The sequence below is a fragment of the Sphingomonas aerolata genome, from assembly GCF_023935825.1.
GTDB lineage: Bacteria > Pseudomonadota > Alphaproteobacteria > Sphingomonadales > Sphingomonadaceae > Sphingomonas > Sphingomonas aerolata.
The window spans coordinates 7,501-24,038 of the sequence record NZ_CP098762.1; the positions used below are offsets into that span (position 1 = coordinate 7,501).

18 protein-coding genes (1 of these 18 running past the window's edge) are annotated in these 16,538 nt (G+C 67.8%); 8 read left to right on the plus strand and 10 right to left on the minus strand.

The window, feature by feature from the left end; genetic code table 11:
• A protein-coding gene (locus NEF64_RS00035) for a lipopolysaccharide biosynthesis protein (protein ID WP_082447098.1) crosses the window boundary here: on the plus strand, positions 1 to 213 show its end. 1,323 nt of this gene lie to the left of the window's left edge; only the last 213 of its 1,536 coding nucleotides appear in the window; the start codon falls outside the window, past its left edge; its stop codon occupies positions 211 to 213.
• Positions 214 to 226: 13 nt separating this feature from the next.
• Here the strand turns inward: NEF64_RS00035 and NEF64_RS00040 are convergent, their stop codons facing one another.
• Positions 227 to 679: a CBS domain-containing protein gene (locus NEF64_RS00040; RefSeq protein ID WP_031394021.1), complete on the minus strand. Its 453-nt coding sequence runs from the start codon at positions 677 to 679 to the stop codon at positions 227 to 229.
• A gap of 71 nt (positions 680 to 750) precedes the next feature.
• Here NEF64_RS00040 and NEF64_RS00045 point away from each other — a divergent pair, with 71 nt between their 5' ends.
• The gene (locus NEF64_RS00045) at positions 751 to 1,041 is read left to right on the plus strand and encodes a hypothetical protein (protein ID WP_031394022.1); all 291 of its coding nucleotides are present in this window, start codon (positions 751 to 753) and stop codon (positions 1,039 to 1,041) included.
• Between the two features lie 100 nt (positions 1,042 to 1,141).
• Here NEF64_RS00045 and NEF64_RS00050 read toward each other — a convergent pair whose 3' ends face one another.
• The 4 genes from NEF64_RS00050 to hisS all read right to left on the minus strand — a co-directional run bounded on the left by NEF64_RS00050 (position 1,142) and on the right by hisS (position 6,043).
• Positions 1,142 to 2,389, minus strand: coding sequence for a DUF4167 domain-containing protein (locus NEF64_RS00050; protein ID WP_056409766.1), 1,248 nt, complete (start codon positions 2,387 to 2,389; stop codon positions 1,142 to 1,144).
• Positions 2,390 to 2,649: 260 nt separating this feature from the next.
• On the minus strand, positions 2,650 to 3,501 hold the full coding sequence (gene prmC / locus NEF64_RS00055) for a peptide chain release factor N(5)-glutamine methyltransferase (RefSeq protein ID WP_056409763.1): 852 nt from the start codon (positions 3,499 to 3,501) through the stop codon (positions 2,650 to 2,652).
• Between the two features lie 117 nt (positions 3,502 to 3,618).
• A complete protein-coding gene (prfA, locus tag NEF64_RS00060) occupies positions 3,619 to 4,692 on the minus strand; it encodes a peptide chain release factor 1 (RefSeq protein ID WP_056409760.1) in 1,074 nt (357 codons plus the stop codon).
• Positions 4,693 to 4,798: 106 nt separating this feature from the next.
• Positions 4,799 to 6,043 (minus strand): histidine--tRNA ligase, encoded by a 1,245-nt coding sequence (hisS, locus tag NEF64_RS00065; protein WP_107045049.1) that lies wholly within the window; start codon positions 6,041 to 6,043, stop codon positions 4,799 to 4,801.
• Positions 6,044 to 6,092: 49 nt separating this feature from the next.
• On the opposite strand from hisS, the gene NEF64_RS00070 reads away from it, so the two are divergent.
• The 3 genes from NEF64_RS00070 to ppa all read left to right on the plus strand — a co-directional run bounded on the left by NEF64_RS00070 (position 6,093) and on the right by ppa (position 9,550).
• On the plus strand, positions 6,093 to 6,743 hold the full coding sequence (locus NEF64_RS00070; protein ID WP_037531656.1) for a DUF1345 domain-containing protein: 651 nt from the start codon (positions 6,093 to 6,095) through the stop codon (positions 6,741 to 6,743).
• Positions 6,744 to 6,980: 237 nt separating this feature from the next.
• On the plus strand, positions 6,981 to 8,894 hold the full coding sequence (locus NEF64_RS00075; RefSeq protein ID WP_056409756.1) for a M61 family metallopeptidase: 1,914 nt from the start codon (positions 6,981 to 6,983) through the stop codon (positions 8,892 to 8,894).
• 77 nt (positions 8,895 to 8,971) lie between these two features.
• Entirely contained in the window at positions 8,972 to 9,550 is a 579-nt protein-coding gene (gene ppa, locus NEF64_RS00080; RefSeq protein WP_031393175.1) for an inorganic diphosphatase, read from the plus strand.
• A 144-nt stretch (positions 9,551 to 9,694) separates the two neighbouring features.
• On the opposite strand, the gene egtD is transcribed toward ppa, so the two are convergent.
• From egtD to NEF64_RS00100, 4 genes are all read right to left on the minus strand, one after another.
• Positions 9,695 to 10,672, minus strand: coding sequence for an L-histidine N(alpha)-methyltransferase (egtD, locus tag NEF64_RS00085; protein WP_037531658.1), 978 nt, complete (start codon positions 10,670 to 10,672; stop codon positions 9,695 to 9,697).
• Positions 10,672 to 11,949, minus strand: coding sequence for an ergothioneine biosynthesis protein EgtB (gene egtB, locus NEF64_RS00090; RefSeq protein WP_056409753.1), 1,278 nt, complete (start codon positions 11,947 to 11,949; stop codon positions 10,672 to 10,674). Before egtB ends, egtD begins: the two co-directional genes overlap by 1 nt.
• A 67-nt stretch (positions 11,950 to 12,016) precedes the next feature.
• The gene (locus NEF64_RS00095; RefSeq protein ID WP_031395689.1) at positions 12,017 to 12,583 is read right to left on the minus strand and encodes a cob(I)yrinic acid a,c-diamide adenosyltransferase; all 567 of its coding nucleotides are present in this window, start codon (positions 12,581 to 12,583) and stop codon (positions 12,017 to 12,019) included.
• A 19-nt stretch (positions 12,584 to 12,602) separates the two neighbouring features.
• Complete coding sequence (locus tag NEF64_RS00100) at positions 12,603 to 12,830, minus strand: twin transmembrane helix small protein (RefSeq protein WP_031395690.1); 228 nt, start codon at positions 12,828 to 12,830, stop codon at positions 12,603 to 12,605.
• A gap of 137 nt (positions 12,831 to 12,967) precedes the next feature.
• Here NEF64_RS00100 and NEF64_RS00105 point away from each other — a divergent pair, with 137 nt between their 5' ends.
• On the plus strand, positions 12,968 to 14,443 hold the full coding sequence (locus NEF64_RS00105; RefSeq protein WP_200912234.1) for a S41 family peptidase: 1,476 nt from the start codon (positions 12,968 to 12,970) through the stop codon (positions 14,441 to 14,443).
• Positions 14,444 to 14,553: 110 nt separating this feature from the next.
• Here NEF64_RS00105 and gluQRS read toward each other — a convergent pair whose 3' ends face one another.
• The gene (gluQRS, locus tag NEF64_RS00110; protein WP_252574390.1) at positions 14,554 to 15,432 is read right to left on the minus strand and encodes a tRNA glutamyl-Q(34) synthetase GluQRS; all 879 of its coding nucleotides are present in this window, start codon (positions 15,430 to 15,432) and stop codon (positions 14,554 to 14,556) included.
• Between the two features lie 74 nt (positions 15,433 to 15,506).
• Between gluQRS and NEF64_RS00115 the strand changes: the two genes are divergently transcribed.
• Positions 15,507 to 16,073 (plus strand): HNH endonuclease, encoded by a 567-nt coding sequence (locus NEF64_RS00115; RefSeq protein WP_031440448.1) that lies wholly within the window; start codon positions 15,507 to 15,509, stop codon positions 16,071 to 16,073.
• A gap of 37 nt (positions 16,074 to 16,110) precedes the next feature.
• Entirely contained in the window at positions 16,111 to 16,488 is a 378-nt protein-coding gene (locus tag NEF64_RS00120) for an EF-hand domain-containing protein (RefSeq protein WP_056409745.1), read from the plus strand.
• Positions 16,489 to 16,538 lie beyond the last annotated feature (50 nt).

Below are 16,538 nucleotides of genomic sequence, written 5' to 3' on the forward strand. Positions count from 1 at the left end.
CGCGCGGTCGCGTCGCCCGCGCTGGCCGCGATCGCGATGGCGCTCGCGGTCGGGCTGGTCGATCAGCGTTTGCCAGTGCTCAATCCGGTCTGGCGACTCGCGGTGCTGCTCGCGGTCGGCGGCGTAGTCTATGCGGGCGGGATGCTCGCCTTCGCGCGCGCGGCGCTGGGCGAGCTCGTCGCAGTGCTGCGCAAACGCCCCGTTACGCCCTGACCGGGTCCGCGGGTCAGGCGGACTGGATATAGGCGCGCATCGCCGCGGCATCCGCCTCGATCCGGTCGATCCGGAATTTGACGAGATCGCCGATCGAGACGAAGCCGACGAGCTGATCATGGTCGATCACGGGCAGATGCCGGATCCGCCGCTGGGTCATCAGCGACAGCGCGCCGATCACCGATTCGGTCGGCGCGACCGATTTGACCGCGCGCGTCATCACGTCGCCGATCCGCTGCGTCAGCGCCCCCGCGCCCTTGGCCTGCAGGCAATGGATCACGTCGCGTTCGGAAAAGATCCCGACGACGCGGCCGTCGTCGAGCACCGGCGCCGCGCCGATCCGCTGTTCCGCGAGCATCGCCACCGCGTCCGCGACGCTCGCATCGGGGTGCAACGACAGCACCATGTCCGCGCGCGTGCCGTCACCGGTCCGCCGCTTCGTCTCGAGGATCGTCGCGATCGTCATCTCCGCCTCTCCTTGTCGCGTCTCCATGCGCGTGGCTTGAGAAAACCATGTTTGCGCGGCAATGAAAAGCGATGACCGATCCTTCTGCCGAGACACCGACCGGACTCGACGATCCACACTATGCCGCGTTCGCCTGGGGCCGGTTCCGGACGATCATGGCGTGGATGATACTGGCGGCGGCGATCTGCGCCGCGGGCGTCATCGTCGCGATGGCGCATCTTCAGGGGGCGCTGCACCTCGTGACGATGCTCGCGATTCTCGGCGGGGTCGGCGGATCGGTAATCATGGCCGGGCTGTTGATGGGGCTCGTCTTCCTGAGTTCGGGAAGTGGCCATGACGAGGACGTGACTCGGATCGACTAGCCGGCTGGGCGGTGCGCGCGGCCGCGGGATGAAACGAAAAAAGGCCGGTACCGCAGCGTCGCGGTACCGGCCTTTTCGATTTTGCCGTCTGGCGCGACGGTCAGCCCGCCTCGACCTCGTCGGTGGCAACGCGGACGCGACGGCGACGCGGCTTTTCTGCGGCTGCGCCATCCGCCGAAGCGTCGGCAGCTGGTGCCGGTGCCGAGCCCGAGATGCCGAGCGATGGCGGCAGGCGGTCTGCGTCGAACGCCGCGGGTGCGGCATCGTCCGTGGCGACCGGCGTGTCGAGACTGCGGTCGCGACGCGGGCGACCACGACGGCGGGGCTGCTCCTCGCCCGAACCGTCCGACGCGGGCGCCGGGGCGGTTGCGGCCACAACGTCGACCGGGTCGCCCATGGACTGGGGCGCGGACGACCGGTCGTCGGACGTGGCAGCGTCGGGCGTGGCCGGCGTTACGCTGCGGGCAGCGACCTCGTCCGCGCGCTCGCCCTGCTGCTCGGACTCGGCCTGGACCGGACGCGCGGCGCGTGGTGTACGACGGATGGTGTCGCGGCGCGGGGCATCGCGATACTCGTCGCGACCCTGGTTTTCGCGGGGCTGGCTCTCGCGCTGCTGGCCCTGCTCGTCACCGGGCTGTTCGTCGCGCGACGGCGTCATCCGCGGGCCGCGAGCCTCGCCACGCTGGCCCTCGTTACGCTGGCCCTCGTTGCGCTGACCCTCGTTGCGGTTCGCGTCGTAGCGTGGGCGATCGTCGCGCTGCGAGCGGTCGTCACGGCCCTGACCATCGCGGCCCTGGCCTTCGCGGCCCTGGTTCTCACGGGGCGCGCGGGCGTTCGAATACTGGCCATTGGACTGGCCGCCATTCGCCATCGCCGCCTGGTCGCCGGACCCCTGCTGGCCGTTTTGCTGCCCGTGCTGCTGCCCGTTTTGCTGGCTGCCCTGCTGCTCGCCCGAGCGGATCGGTTCGCCCTCGTCGCCATAATCGTCGTCGCCGTCGAGATCGAACGGCTGCTGGCGACGCGGCTGCTGCTGCGCCTGGGGCTGGCTCTCTTCGAAGCGCGCGCGGGTTTCGCTCAGCACGCGGAAATAGTGATCCGCGAACTGCAGATAATATTCGATGTTGACGCGGTCGCCCTGCATCTGCGCGTCGCGCGCCAGGTTCTTGTACTTCTCGTACAATTGGCTCGCGTTGCCGCGCGCGCGGCTGTCGATGCGGTTGCCGGTGTCGCGGCCACCCTGGCCACCACCACCGCCGCCGCCCTGGCGTTGACCGCCACCGCCGCCACCGCCGCCATTATTATTGTTGCCACGACCGCGACGGCGGCCGGCTTGCCGGTTGTTGATCAAGCTTGTGTCCTCAGTCGTCGAACCAAAATCTGGTCGTGCTCCGAAATGCGGTGCAAACCCCCCGCCGCGCACCGATGACGATGCGTCGGACTTGCCAGGGCCGCCGGACTGCAGCGACTTTAAGGCGAAGGATGCGGGTCAACGCTCAAAAACGACCAAGTTGTCGAGATTGCGTGCCCCTGCCCACGTGATAGCGGCCCGGAAGGGCCTCCCACAAGCGAAATATGCGGCGGCAGGCCATAATCGTCAAGTCGCGCCGGTCATCGCGCAAGCAGGACGCGCGGGTTTCCGCCATAATCATGATGTAGCGCAACGTGCAGCCCTGCCGCCTCGAGCAGCGCCGAGACCGGCGCCGCCTGCGTCGCGCCGATCTCGATCACCGCCGCGCCGCCGGGTGCGATCAGCGCGGGGAGCTGCGCCGCGAGGATCCGGTAATCGTCGAGCCCGTCCGCGCCTGCGAACAGCGCCGCATGCGGTTCGTGATCGCGGACTTCGGGCGGCAGCGTCTCGGCGGTACCGATATAGGGCGGGTTGGCGAGGATCAGGTCGAACCGCGCCTCGATCGCGTCCGCCCAGCTGCCGCGCAAAAACTGCGCACGGTCGGCCATGCCGAGCGCCGCCGCATTGGCACGCGCATAGCCGAGCGCCTCCGCCGAAAAGTCGATGCCGAGACCGCGCGCGGGCCATTCGTCGAGCGCGGCGAGCAGCAGCGTACCGGGGCCGGTGCCGAGATCGAGGATGGTCGCGGGCGCACCGCCGGCAAAATGCGCCTGCGCGGCGATCAGCAGCGTCTCGCTGTCGGCGCGGGGCACCAGCGCCCCCGGCCCGACCGCGAGATCGATCGACCAGAAGCCGCGCGTGCCGGTGATATAGGCGATCGGCTCATGCCCGAGACGACGCGCGACCAGCGCCGCGAAGCTGGCGGGGACGGCGTAGCGGTCGGGATCGAGCAGGATCGCGTTCCGCTCGACGCCCAGCGCATGCGCCATCAGCAATTCGGCATCGAGGCGGGGGGTGGCGGAGAAGGCGAAGCGTGCGGCCGCCGTGGCGAGGGCCTGACTTACCCCCTCGCCCGCTTGCGGGAGGGGGCTGGGGGGTGGGCACGCGCTCACCGCGACCGCACCATCGGTGATGCGTCGAAAAACCGGAACGAAGCGCCCTCATGGAACCGGCCGCGCGCCCACCCCCCGGCCCCCTCCCGCACGCAAGACGGGAGGAAGCAGGCGAGCTCACCCATCCAGCTGCGCCAGCCGGTCCGCCTCGTCCTGCGCCACCAGCGCGCCGATCAGCTCGCCCATGTCGCCCGCGACGATTTCCGGCAGCCGGTGCAGCGTCAGGTTGATGCGGTGATCGGTCACGCGGCCTTGCGGAAAATTATACGTCCGGATCCGCTCCGATCGATCCCCCGACCCGACCATCGACTTGCGCGCACCCGCACGCTCGGCATGCAACCGGTCGCGCTCCGCCTCGTAGAGCCGCGTCCGCAGCACGCGCAAAGCCTTCGCCTTGTTCTTGTGCTGCGACTTCTCGTCCTGCTGGATCACCGTCAGCCCGGTCGGGATATGCACGATCCGCACGGCAGAGTCGGTCGTGTTGACCGACTGGCCGCCCGGCCCCGACGAGCGATAGACGTCGATGCGCAGGTCCTTGTCGTCGATCTTGACGTCGACGTCCTCAGCCTCGGGCAGCACCGCGACGGTCGCTGCCGAGGTGTGGATCCGCCCGCCCGCCTCGGTCGCGGGCACGCGCTGGACGCGGTGGACGCCGCTCTCGAACTTCAGTTTCGCGAACACGCCCTGCCCCGTGACGCTGGCGACGACTTCCTTGAAGCCACCCGCGTCGGACGACGATCCCGAGATCAACTCGACCCGCCAGCCCTGCGATTCGGCATAACGCTGGTACATCCGGAACAGGTCGCCCGCGAACAGCGCCGCCTCGTCCCCGCCCGTCCCCGCGCGCACCTCGAGCATCGCCGAGCGCTCATCCGCGGAATCACGCGGCAGCAACGCGAGCGCGAGCTTGCGGTCCGCGGTCTCGAGCAGCGTGCGATTCTCGTGCAATTCCTCCGACGCCATCGCGCGCAGCTCGTCATCGGCATCCTCGGCCATGAAGGCGAGGCTCTCGGCCTCCTGCCGCAGCCGCCGCACCTCGGTCGCCGCCTGCGCGACGGGTTCGAGCTCGGCATATTCCTTCGACACCGCGACGAAGCGGTCGGACGGCAGGTCGCCGGTCGACATCAGCGCCTGCAACTCGTCCCGCCGCGCCTCGATCGCGCGAATCCGGTCTGGGGAGATCTGGGTCATGCGGACGCTCCCTCTTCCGTCATCCCAGCGAAAGCTGGGATCCAGGGTGACCGGACGGAGCCTTCATGGCGCTGGATCCCGGCCTGCGCCGGGATGACGGGGAGGCTCAACGCAGCGCCTCCGCCAGATCTGCGAACGCGACCTCGGTCTGCGTGCCGGTCGCGAGCGCTTTCACCGCGCCGACGCCTTTGGCGAGCTCGTCATCGCCGAGGATGATCGCAAACCGCGCGCCGAGCGCATCCGCCTTCGCCATCCGCGCCTTCATCTTGCCCTTGTAGGCCATCTCGACCGCCACGCCCGCACGGCGCAGATCCGCGACGATGCCGGTCGCGCGTGCTTCGGCCGCGGCACCCATCGGCACGACCACCGCGTCGATCCCCGCCGCCGCCGGCTCGTCGAGCAGCATCGCCAGCCGCTCGACGCCCGCGGCCCAGCCGACACCCGCCGTCTCCGGCCCGCCGAGCGACCCGATCAGCCCGTCATAGCGCCCACCGGCCAGCACGGTGCCCTGCGACCCCAGCCGATCGGTCACGAATTCGAACGCGGTGTGCCGGTAATAATCGAGCCCGCGCACCAGCCGCGCATTGCGTTCCCACGCGACACCCGCCGCATCGAGCCCCGCAGTCACCGCGTCGAAGAACGCGCGCGCCTCGGGCGTCAGATACGCGTCGATATCGGGCGCGCTGTCCGCGATCGGGCGGTCCTTCGGGTCCTTCGAATCGAGGATCCGCATCGGATTCTTCTCAAGCCGGGTCAGGCTGTCCTCGGACAGCTCGCCGCGATGCGCCTCGAAATGCGCAACCAGCGCCGCGCGCCATGCCTCACGCGTCTCGGCATCGCCCAGCGTGTTCAGCTGCAACGTCACGCCGTCGGCAATGCCGAGTTCGCGCAGCAACTGATCCGCCAGTACCAGCAGCTCGACATCCGCCGCGGGCTCTGCCGCACCGATCACCTCGGCGTCGATCTGGTGGAACTGCCGGAACCGGCCCTTTTGCGGGCGCTCGTAGCGGAACACCGGGCCGCTGGTCGTGATCTTCAGCGGCGCGAACTGCTGCCACCCCTCGGTCAGATAGGCACGCGCGATGCCGGCGGTGAATTCGGGCCGCAGCGTCAGCGAATCCCCGCCGCGGTCCTCGAACGTGTACATCTCCTTCGACACGACATCGGTCGTCTCGCCGAGCGAGCGCGCGAACACCGCGGTGGATTCGAACACCGGGATGTCGATCCGCTGAAAGCAATACAGCGCACGCACGCGTTCGAAGGTGCTGAGAACATGCGCGAAACGGCGCTGCTCGTCGCCGAAGATGTCCTGAGTGCCGCGGATGCGACGCGGGGTTTCTGTTCTGGCCATGATGCGCGCGTATCTAGGCGACGTGCCCGCGAAGCGCTAGCGCCGTCACATGAGCAACGACGTCCGCTATTGGGGGCTCGGCCGGCGCATCGCCCCGCCGCGCTTCGTGCTGTTTGCATGCGTCTTCGCGATCGGCCTCGTCGCGCTGATCCCCCGACTGGGGCTGGGCCGCGGCACGATGGCGGCGTTCGATATCGCCGCGGTCCTGTTCCTCGCCACCGTCGCGACCCTGTTCGGCAACGCCACCGCGGAGCGGATGCGGCGCTATGCGGACGAGAACGACGCCAACCGCGCGGTGCTGCTCGCGTTCAGCGGGACGATCCTGATCGTCGTGCTCGTCGCGGTGGCGAAGGAATTGCAGGGCAAGACCGATCTCGTCGCGGTCCTGATCTCGGTCACGACGCTCGTGCTCGCCTGGCTGTTCTCCAACATGGTCTACACGCTGCATTATGCGCATCTGTTCTACAGCGACGCCGCGGATGGCAGCGATGCGGGCGGGCTGGACTTCCCGTCCTGTGCCGAGCCCGATTACTGGGACTTCGCCTATTTCGCCTTCACGCTCGGCATGACCTTCCAGACCTCCGACGTCGAGATCACGTCGCGGCGCGTGCGCAAGGTCGCATTGGGCCAGTGCATGGCCGCGTTCGTCTTCAACATCGGCGTGCTCGCCTTCACCATCAACGTGCTCGGCAGCAGCTGACCCTGCCCCTTCCGTCATCCCTCTTCCGTCATCCTGACGAAAGTCAGGATCCAGAGCCATAAACACCACTGCCCGTAACCCTGGATCCTGACTTTCGTCAGGATGACGGCGCATGTGGCAAAGCGCGACGCACCAAACGCCTGCGACGCGAAACTATACCCCCCGGCAAAGGGCTGGACGACTGCCCTTTCTGCCGCTTACACCTTGACCATCGTCTCTTTGCCGGAAGGCCTTTCCTTGATCCGCAAGCTTCTCGTCGCATCCCTGCTCGCGTCTGCACTTCCCGCGGTCGCGCAAGTCCCCGCCGGCAACACCGCCCCGCAGCCGGTGCCGTTCATCGACACGATCCCCGCCGCACAGGACACGCCCTATCCCGGCACGATCCTGCTCGACATCGACGCGACCGATACCGAGCGCGGCATCTTCCGCGTGAAGGAGACGATCCCCGTCGCCAAATCGGGCAAGATGGCGCTGCTCTTCCCGAAATGGCTGCCCGGCAACCATGCGCCACGCGGCGAGATCGAGAAGCTCGCCGGGCTGGTGATCCGCGCGAACGGCCGGATCCTGCCCTGGACGCGCGACCCGGTCGACGTCTACGCCTTCCACATCGACGTTCCCGCGGGCACCAAACAGCTCGACGCCACCTTCCAGTTCATCTCCGCGACCAAGGCGGACCAGGGCCGTGTCGTCATGACCCCGACGATGATCAGCCTCCAGCCGAACTCGGTCAGCCTCTACCCCGCCGGCTATTATACGCGTCAGATCCCGGTGAAGATGACCGTCACCTACCCGACCGGCTGGACCGCCGCGGGCGCGATCCCCGCCAAGGTCTCGGGCGCGACCTATGCCTATGACCGGACCAATTACGAGATCCTCGTCGATTCGCCGATCCTCGCGGGCAAATACGGCAAGGTCTGGCCTTTGAGCCCCAAGGTCGACCTCAACGTCTTCGCCGACACCCCCGACCAGCTCGCCGCCAAGCCCGAACAGATCGACGCGCACAAGCGGCTCGTCGATCAGGCCGCGCGCACCTTCGGCGCCGAGCATTATGATCATTACGAGTTCCTGCTCTCGATCACCGATCAGCTCGGCGGGATCGGCCTCGAACATCATCGCAGCTCGGAAAACGGCGTACGCCCCGGCTATTTCACCGAATGGGAGACGGGCGCGTCGGCGCGCAACCTGTTGCCGCACGAATTCACGCACAGCTGGGACGGCAAGTTCCGCCGCGGCGCCGACCTGTGGACCCCCGATTTCCGCACGCCGATGCGCAACTCGCTGCTCTGGGTCTATGAGGGCCAGACGCAGTTTTGGGGCTATGTGCTCCAGGCGCGCTCGGGTCTGGTCAGCAAGCAGGACACGCTCGACGGCTATGCCTCGATTCTGGGCACCTACGACACCGCGCAGGGTCGCCAGTGGCGCCCGCTGATCGACACCACCAATGATCCGGTCATCTCGTCGCGCCGTCCCAAGGGCTGGACCAGCTGGCAGCGCTCGGAGGATTATTACAACGAAGGGCTGATGGTCTGGATGGAGGTCGACGCGATGCTCCGCCAGAAGTCGGGCGGCACCAAGTCGATCGACGATTTCGCGCGAGCCTTCTTCGGCATCCGCAACGGCGATTATGGCGAGGTTACCTACACGTTCGACGACGTGGCCAAGACGCTGAACGGCATCCTGCCCTATGACTGGGCCGGCTTCCTCAACACGCGGCTGACCGAGACGGGCAAGCCCGCGCCGATCAACGGCTTTGCGATGAACGGCTACAAGCTGGTCTATGGCCCCGTGCAGAGCCCGTATCTGAAGCAGGCGGAGAAGACCCGCGGCACTGATGTCAGCTATTCGCTGGGCTTGGTGATGAACAAGGACGGCGTCGTGACTGCCTCGATCTGGGACAGCCCTGCGTTCCGCGCCGGGATCGACGTCGGCACCGAAATCGAGGCGGTCAACGGCGAATCCTACTCGTCGGACCGCATGAAAGCGGCAATTCTCGCGGCCCAGGGCACCAAGCTGCCGATCCGTCTGACTGTAAAAAACAACGAGCGATTCCGCGACGTCTCGCTCGATTACCATGACGGCCCGCGCTATCCGCGGCTCGAGAAGGTCGGTACAGGTGACGGCGGACTGGACAAGTTGCTGATGCCGCGCTGACAGTTCCGATATTTTTCCGGTGCCGGCCGCCTCCCCAAGGGGAAGCGGCCGGCACCGCCATTTCTGAAAGGACCGCCATGCGTATCGACCTCATCCCGACGGGCAAGAATCCGCCCGAAGACCTGAACGTCATCATCGAAGTCCCGACCGGCGGCGAGCCCGTGAAGTACGAGTTCGACAAGGCATCGGGCGCGCTGTTCGTCGACCGCATCCTGCACACGCCGATGCGCTACCCCGCGAATTACGGCTTCGTGCCCCACACGCTCAGCCCCGATGGCGACCCGCTCGACGCGCTCGTGATCGCGCGCTCGCCGTTCATCCCGGGCTGCGTCGTCCGCGCCCGCCCGATCGCGGTGCTCAACCTCGAGGACGAGGCCGGCGGCGACGAGAAGCTCGTCTGCGTCCCCGTCAACGACGTGTTCCCCTATTATTCGAACGTCGGCGGCCGTGCCGACGTGCCCGAGATCGTGTTCGAGCAGATCGAGCATTTCTTCACCCACTATAAGGACCTCGAGAAGAAGAAGTGGGTCCGCGTCGGCAAGTGGGGCGATGCCGAGGAAGCCAAGCGCATCACGATCGAGGCGATCGAGCGCTACGAAGAGGCCAAGAAGCAGGGCGACGAGCCCATGAACGCGGACGACGCCGCAGGCCGCTAATTACAAAAGACCGAAGTCGAAGCGGCGCGCACCCGGCGCGCCCTTCGACTGCGCTCAGGGCGAACGGGGCCGCGAACTACGCCCCCCCGTTCGTGCTGAGCGAAGTCGAAGCACCTGCCCCGCCCTCGCCCAGCCGCCCCGCCCTTACGGCGCCGGCCGCTCCGCCTGTGCCTCCGCCAGGTACAGCGAGAACAACCCCGCCGGATCGGTCCATTCGCGGATCGGCGTCCACCCGCCCGACCGCAACAGGATCCGCGCATCGCGCGACCCGTATTTGTGGCTGTTCTCGGTGTGGATCGTCTCGCCCGCCGCGATATCGAACGGTCGCCCCTCGATCGTGAACGCGGCGTCACGCTGCGCCTCGAGATGCATCTCGATCCGCGCGCGATCGTCGTTCCACACCGCCTTGTGCCGGAACGCCTCGACCGGCACGTCGGCGTCGAGCTCGCGGTTGATCCGCTCGAGCAGGTTCATGTTGAACGCCGCGGTCACGCCCTGCGCATCGTCATAGGCGGGGACCAGCACCGCTGGATCCTTGATCCGGTCCATCCCGATCAGCAGCATCGCGCCGATCCCGAGCGACGCGCGCATCGCCTTCAACAGGTCGACCGCCATCAGCGGGATCATGTTGCCGATCGTCGACCCCGGAAAGAAACCGAGCTTGGGCGTGTCCGCGATCGTCTTCGGCAATGCGAGCGGCCGCATGAAATCCGCCTCGAACGGCAGGACCAGCAGCTCGGGGAACTGCGCCGCGAGCACCCGCGACGATTCGCGCAGGAAATCACCCGAGATATCAATCGGCACATAGACCGACGGCGCCACCGCGCTCAGCAGGATCGGCGTCTTGGTCGACGACCCCGACCCGAATTCGACCACCGCACGTCCCGCGCCGGCAATCTCGGCGACCTCGGGGCAGGCGGTCTCGAGGATCGAGCGCTCGGTCCGCGTCGGATAATATTCGGGCAGGTCGGTAATCGCCTCGAACAGCTCCGACCCGCGCCGGTCGTAGAACCAGCGCGCCGGAATCGCGCGCGGCCGCCGTTCCAGCCCGGCGAGCACGTCCGCCCGGAAGGCGGGGTCGGCCAGGCTCTGCTCGCCGTCTTCGATTTCACGCTTCAACATCAGATATCCTTGGCGAGCCGGACGCCGGTGAACTGCCAGCGCTGGTGCGGGTAGAAGAAATTGCGGTAGCTTGCCCGCGCATGGCCGCGCGGCGTTGCGCAGCTCCCGCCGCGCAGCACGAACTGTCCGCTCATGAACTTGCCATTATACTCGCCGACCGCACCCTCGACCGCGCGGAAGCCGGGATAGGGGCGATAGGCGCTCCCCGTCCATTCCCAGACGTCGCCGAAAAAGGCGGGGTCGCCGGCGCGTGCCGGCCGCGGCTCGACCGGGCCCGCCGCATCCATCTGGTTGCCGCCATCGCCGGCATAGTCCGCCGCAACGGCCTCCCATTCGGCCTCGGTCGGCAGCCGCGCGCCCGCCCAGCTGGCATAGGCGTCCGCCTCGTAGAAGCTGACATGCGTGACCGGTGCGGCGGGATCGATCGCGCGCCGCCCGTCGAGCCCGAACCGCGTCCAGCCGCCGTCGCGTTCTTCCCAGTACATCGGCGCGACGATGCCCTCCGCCTTCACCCAGGCCCAGCCATCGGCGAGCCAGTGGCGCGGCTCGCTATAGCCGCCATCGGCAATGAACGCCGCCCATTCGCCATTGGTCACCGTCCGGTCGGCGACCGCGTGGCGCGCGAGCAGCGTGTCGTGCCGCGGCGTCTCGCAATCGAACGCGAAGCCGTCGCCGTCATGCCCCATCCGCGCGATCCCGGCGTCGCGTTCGATCCAGCCGATCGCGCCCGGCATCTCGACCGGCACCTTGCGCGGCGCAGCCCAGACTGCGGGCTCGAGCGGGTTTTCCGAAAACAAATGGAGGATGTCGGTCACCAGCAATTCCTGGTGCTGCTCCTCGTGATGGCAGCCCAGCGCCACGAGCTCGCGCGCCGCCTCGGGCAGATCGGGCAGAGCCGCGACCAGCGCCGCATCGACATGCACGCGGTAGGCGCGAACCTCGTCGAGCGTCGGCCGCGTGATCATCCCGCGCCGGTCGCGCGCATGCCGCCGGCCCTCCGCCTCGTAATAGCTGTTGAACAGGAACGGGAAGCGTTCGTCGTGCAGCCGGTAGCCGGCGACATGATCGCGCAGCACGAACGTCTCGAAGAACCAGCTGGTATGCGCCAGATGCCATTTGGTCGGCGACGCGTCGGGCATCGACTGCACCGTCGCATCCGCATCCGACAGCGGCGCGGCCAGCGCGATCGACAGGTCGCGCACGGCCGTGAAACGGGCACCGAGCGCGTCCGTGTCAGGCAGGGTCACGGGATCATGGGTGGGGACGGGGTTCGGCATCGACTGTCCTCGTGCGGGCGATGCACGCGGCATGGCCCCTTATAAAAGGATGCAGCGGTACGGAGCGCTATCCGCGCGTTGCCCCCGGTCGCCAAAGAACGTCGCTCGCCCCGTTTTGGTTCACCGCACGCGCGGCGACGAACAGGAAATCCGACAAGCGGTTAACATACGCTAATGCCAATGGATTGATCGGGTCGTCGACCGCGACCACCGCGCGCTCGGCGCGGCGCGTGATCGCGCGCGCCAGATGCAGCGCCGCCGCCCCCGGCGATCCGCCCGGCAGGATGAAGCTGGTCAGCGGCGCCATCTGCGCAGTCATCGCGTCGATCTCGCCTTCGAGCCGCTCGACCTGCGAACCGATGATCCGCAGCGTCATTTCGGACGGCGCGAAATCCTCGCCCGGCGTCGCGATGTCCGCACCGAGATCGAACAGGTCGTTCTGGATCCGCTCGAGTGCTCGGCCAAGCGGATGATCGCCCAGCGCCACCGCGGCCACGCCGATCGCGCTGTTCGCCTCGTCGACATCGCCAATCGCCTGCATCCGCGGGCACGCCTTGGACACGCGCGATCCGTCGACCAGCCCGGTGGTCCCCGCGTCGCCGGTCCGCGTGTAGATCTTGTTCAGCTTTACCATGACGTTACGCCCTTCGGGCTCAGGTCCGGCCCGCGGCGAACAGGATCAGCACGACGATCAGGATCGCGATCGCCTGGAAGAAGATGCGCTGCTGCATCATCCGGTTCGATTTCAGCGAAGCGGCACTCGGCCCCCCGTCCTTCACCTGCGCCGACTGGTCCTGCAGGAACGTCACCACCCCGCGCACCAGAGCAACGAGCGTCGCGATCATCGCCGCGATCAGGAGGATGACGAGGAAGGTGTTCATGACGACAATCTAGGCATGCGCGCCCCGCCCCGCAATGGCCGTTCCGCCGGTCGCCGGACAAGCCTCGAAACGGGCGGAATTCTACGCTGACAGCCCCGATCTTCCCGGCTAGCATCGTGACAAATGGGGGAATGAGTATGCGTAACGGACGGATCGGCGCCAGCCTGGCGATGCTGGCTATGTTGAGTGCGTGCGGCGGAGACTCCGGCGCGGTATCGGGATCGACCGGCGGTACGCCCGGGGTGTCCACCCCGACGACCGGCACGACCACCCCGACGACCGTCGCCGGATGCAGCCTGAGCGAGCGGCAGGACTGGGCCGCGGCGCAGCTGCGCGAATGGTATCTGTTCCCCGAGACGCTGCCCGCCAGCCTCGACCCGACACCCTATACGACCGTCGACGCCTATATCGACGCGCTGACCGCGACCGCGCGCGGCCAGCGCCGCGACCGCTATTTCACCTATCTGACGTCGATCAAGGAGGAGGATGCCTATTATGAGGCGGGGTCCAATGCCGGCTTCGGCTTCCGTCTCGGCATCGATGGCAGCGGGCGCCGCGCCTATGTCATCGAATCCTTCGAAGGCGGCTCCGCGCTGGCGGCGCAGGTCGATCGCGGTGCCGAAATCGTCGCGATCGGGACCAACGCCAACACTCTGCGGACCGTCAGCGCGATCTTTGCCGCAGAGGGCAGCGCGGGCGTCTCGACCGCGCTCGGCCCGGACACGGTCGGCACCAGCCGCGTGCTGCAGATCCGCGACGCGCAGGGGACGCGCGACATCACGCTGACCAAGACCGATTTCGCGCTGCTCCCGGTCTCCAGCCGCTACGGCGCGAAGGTCATCGCCGATGGCGGCCGCAACTATGGCTATATCAACCTCCGGACCTTCATCTCGACCGCCGACCCCGCGCTGCGCGCCGCCTTCGCCAGCTTCCGCGCGCAGAACGTCACCGATATCGTCATCGACCTGCGCTATAATGGCGGCGGGCTGATCTCGATCGCAGAGCTGATGACCGACCTGCTCGGCCGCAACCGCGCGACCTCCGAAGTGTCTAGCTACACGACCTTCCGCACCGAAAAATCCGCCAACAACACGACGCGCTTCTTCGCGCCGCAGCCCGAATCGATCGCGCCGACGCGCGTCGCGTTCATCGGCACGGGCGGGACCGCCTCGGCGAGCGAACTCGTGATCAACGCGATGATCCCCTATCTGCACAGCGCTGCCGGGCTGATCGGCACCAACACCTATGGCAAGCCCGTCGGCCAGATCGGGCTCGACCGCGCCGCCTGCGACGACCGTCTGCGCGTGGTCGCGCTGTCGACGCAGAACGCCGCACGCCAGGGCGCCTATTATGACGGGCTTGCCGGCACAGTCGAGGCGAGCTGCCGGGCCGAGGACGATATCCGCTATCCGCTCGGCGACCCGCGCGAAGCCTCGACGCGGCAGGCGATCGACTTCCTCGCCGGCCGCAGCTGCCTGCCGGTCACCGCAACCGCAGCCACCGCGTCCGCCCGCACCAGCACGCCCGCGCCGACGACCGACCTCCCTACGCGCGCGCTGCTCATCCCCGACCACCCCACCACGCCGCAACGCGAAGTCCCCGGCCTCTATTAATCCGTCCGGCGCGACGGGGCCGGGTCACCCCACCCACCCCGTCACCCTGACGAAAGTCAGGGCCCAGACCCCAACACGCCGCACGTCGTAACCCTGGATCCTGACTTCCGTCAGGATGACGGCGAATAGGGCGCATCCCCCGCCAGCATCGCCCGCACCCCCGCGGCAACCGCGAGCCCGTCCTCCCCCCGTTCGCGCATCGCCGCGAGCGAGGGCGCGCCGGTGCGCTTGGCCAGCCGCGCGCCGTCCGCCCCCAGCATCAGCGGATGGTGATGGTAGCGCGGCGTCGGCAACCCCAGCAGCGCCTGCAACAGTCGGTGCACGTCGGTCGCCGCGAACAGGTCGTCGCCGCGCACCACGTCGGTGACGCCCTGCACCGCATCGTCGAGCGTCACCGCGAGATGATAGCTGGCGGGTGCATCCTTGCGCGCGAGCACCACATCGCCCTGCGCCGCCGGATCGGCCCGCACCGTCCCCGCGCGCGCATCCACCCAGTCGAGCGGTCCCGTCACGTTGAGCGCCGCCGCCATGTCGAGCCGCCAGCAATGCGCCTCGCCCATCCGCGCCGCGACCTCGGCGGGCGCCAGCTTCCGGCACGTCCCCGGATAGACCGCGGCGTCTCCGGCATGCGGCGCCGACAGGCTCGCCGCGATCTCCGCGCGCGTACAGAAACACGGATAGAGCAGCCCGCGCGCGTTCAAGCCATCGAGCGCCGCCTGATAGGATGCGAGCCGCGCCGACTGGTGGGACAGATCGTCCCAGTCCAGCCCCAGCCAGCGCAGATCCTCCACGATTCCCGCGACATGCTCGGGCCGGCTGCGGCCCATGTCGATATCCTCGATCCGCAGCAGGAACCGCCCGCCCCGCGCCCGCGCAAAGTCGTGCGCGCGGATCGCCGACAGCGCGTGGCCGAGGTGCAGCCGCCCCGTCGGACTGGGCGCGAACCGCGTCGTGACGAATTCCGCGCCCTTCACTGGACTTGACCCCATGTCCCGCGCCGTGCTGTCATGACCCTGTCATGCCGGTGCGCGAAAGCGCGTCCGGGACTTTTGTGGGAGGAGCCGTGTTTCACCCCGACCTGATACGCCACCCGGATGGATGTCCGGCGCTCGTGCTCAACGCCGATTACACGCCGCTTTCCTATTATCCGCTCAGCGTCTGGCCCTGGCAGACCGCCGTGAAGGCCGTCTTCCTCGATCGCGTCGATATCGTCGCCAATTACGAACGCGAGGTGCGCAGCGCGAGCTTCGCGCTGAAGCTCCCGTCGGTGATCGCGCTCAAGCAATTCGTCAAACCGTCGCAATTTCCCGCCTTCACCCGTTTCAACCTGTTCCTGCGCGACAAGTTCACCTGCCAATATTGCGGCAAGCTGCGCGATCTCACCTTCGACCATGTCATTCCCCGCGCGCAAGGCGGGCGGACCACCTGGGAAAATGTCGTCACCGCCTGTGCGCCGTGCAACCTCAAAAAGGGCGGGCGCACCCCGCGTCAGGCGGCGATGCCGCTCCATCTCGAGCCGATCCGCCCGACCAACTGGCATCTGCACGAACATGGCCGCAGCTTCCCGCCGAATTATTTGCACGAAACCTGGCATGATTGGCTCTACTGGGACATTGAACTCGAAGCGTGACCGTCCGGCCGCGCAGCATTGTGCGGGAGACGGGTCGATGCGGGTGATGATGGGTGTGATCGCGGCGGGACTGATCGTCGCAGGGTGCGGCGACAAGGACGCGCAGCGGGCCGAGGCGGATGCCGGCGCGGTCGGCTTCGTCCCCCCCTCGGTCACCTCGCGGCTCGATTTCGGCGCCAGCATGGAGCGCCGCTTCCGCACGCTCGACCGCAATGCCGATGATCGCATCACCAAGGACGAGCTGCCCTCCCCCAATGCACGGATCAAGGCGTTCGACCGCAACAAGGACGGCGTGATCACCGAAGTCGAGTGGAGCGAAGGCACGCTGCGATGGTTCGACCGGATGGACCTGAACCACGACGGCACCGTCACCTCCGAAGAGCGCGCCGAAGCCCGCAAGCGCGAGGGGCGGTGATCGCCTGTAACTTTATGTCCTGACCGCACGGCTTCAGACGCGGATTTCAT

Excerpts from the sequence above, each read along its gene's own strand:
- NEF64_RS00040 (WP_031394021.1), bottom strand. The coding sequence starts at position 679 with ATGACGATCGCGACGATCCTCGAGACGAAGCGGCGGACCGGTGACGGC.
- NEF64_RS00045 (WP_031394022.1), top strand. The coding sequence starts at position 751 with ATGACCGATCCTTCTGCCGAGACACCGACCGGACTCGACGATCCACAC.
- prfA (WP_056409760.1), bottom strand. The coding sequence starts at position 4,692 with ATGACCCAGATCTCCCCAGACCGGATTCGCGCGATCGAGGCGCGGCGG.
- hisS (WP_107045049.1), bottom strand. The coding sequence starts at position 6,043 with ATGGCCAGAACAGAAACCCCGCGTCGCATCCGCGGCACTCAGGACATC.
- NEF64_RS00070 (WP_037531656.1), top strand. The coding sequence starts at position 6,093 with ATGAGCAACGACGTCCGCTATTGGGGGCTCGGCCGGCGCATCGCCCCG.
- ppa (WP_031393175.1), top strand. The coding sequence starts at position 8,972 with ATGCGTATCGACCTCATCCCGACGGGCAAGAATCCGCCCGAAGACCTG.
- egtD (WP_037531658.1), bottom strand. The coding sequence starts at position 10,672 with ATGTTGAAGCGTGAAATCGAAGACGGCGAGCAGAGCCTGGCCGACCCC.
- egtB (WP_056409753.1), bottom strand. The coding sequence starts at position 11,949 with ATGCCGAACCCCGTCCCCACCCATGATCCCGTGACCCTGCCTGACACG.
- NEF64_RS00095 (WP_031395689.1), bottom strand. The coding sequence starts at position 12,583 with ATGGTAAAGCTGAACAAGATCTACACGCGGACCGGCGACGCGGGGACC.
- NEF64_RS00100 (WP_031395690.1), bottom strand. The coding sequence starts at position 12,830 with ATGAACACCTTCCTCGTCATCCTCCTGATCGCGGCGATGATCGCGACG.
- NEF64_RS00105 (WP_200912234.1), top strand. The coding sequence starts at position 12,968 with ATGCGTAACGGACGGATCGGCGCCAGCCTGGCGATGCTGGCTATGTTG.
- gluQRS (WP_252574390.1), bottom strand. The coding sequence starts at position 15,432 with ATGGGGTCAAGTCCAGTGAAGGGCGCGGAATTCGTCACGACGCGGTTC.
- NEF64_RS00120 (WP_056409745.1), top strand. The coding sequence starts at position 16,111 with ATGCGGGTGATGATGGGTGTGATCGCGGCGGGACTGATCGTCGCAGGG.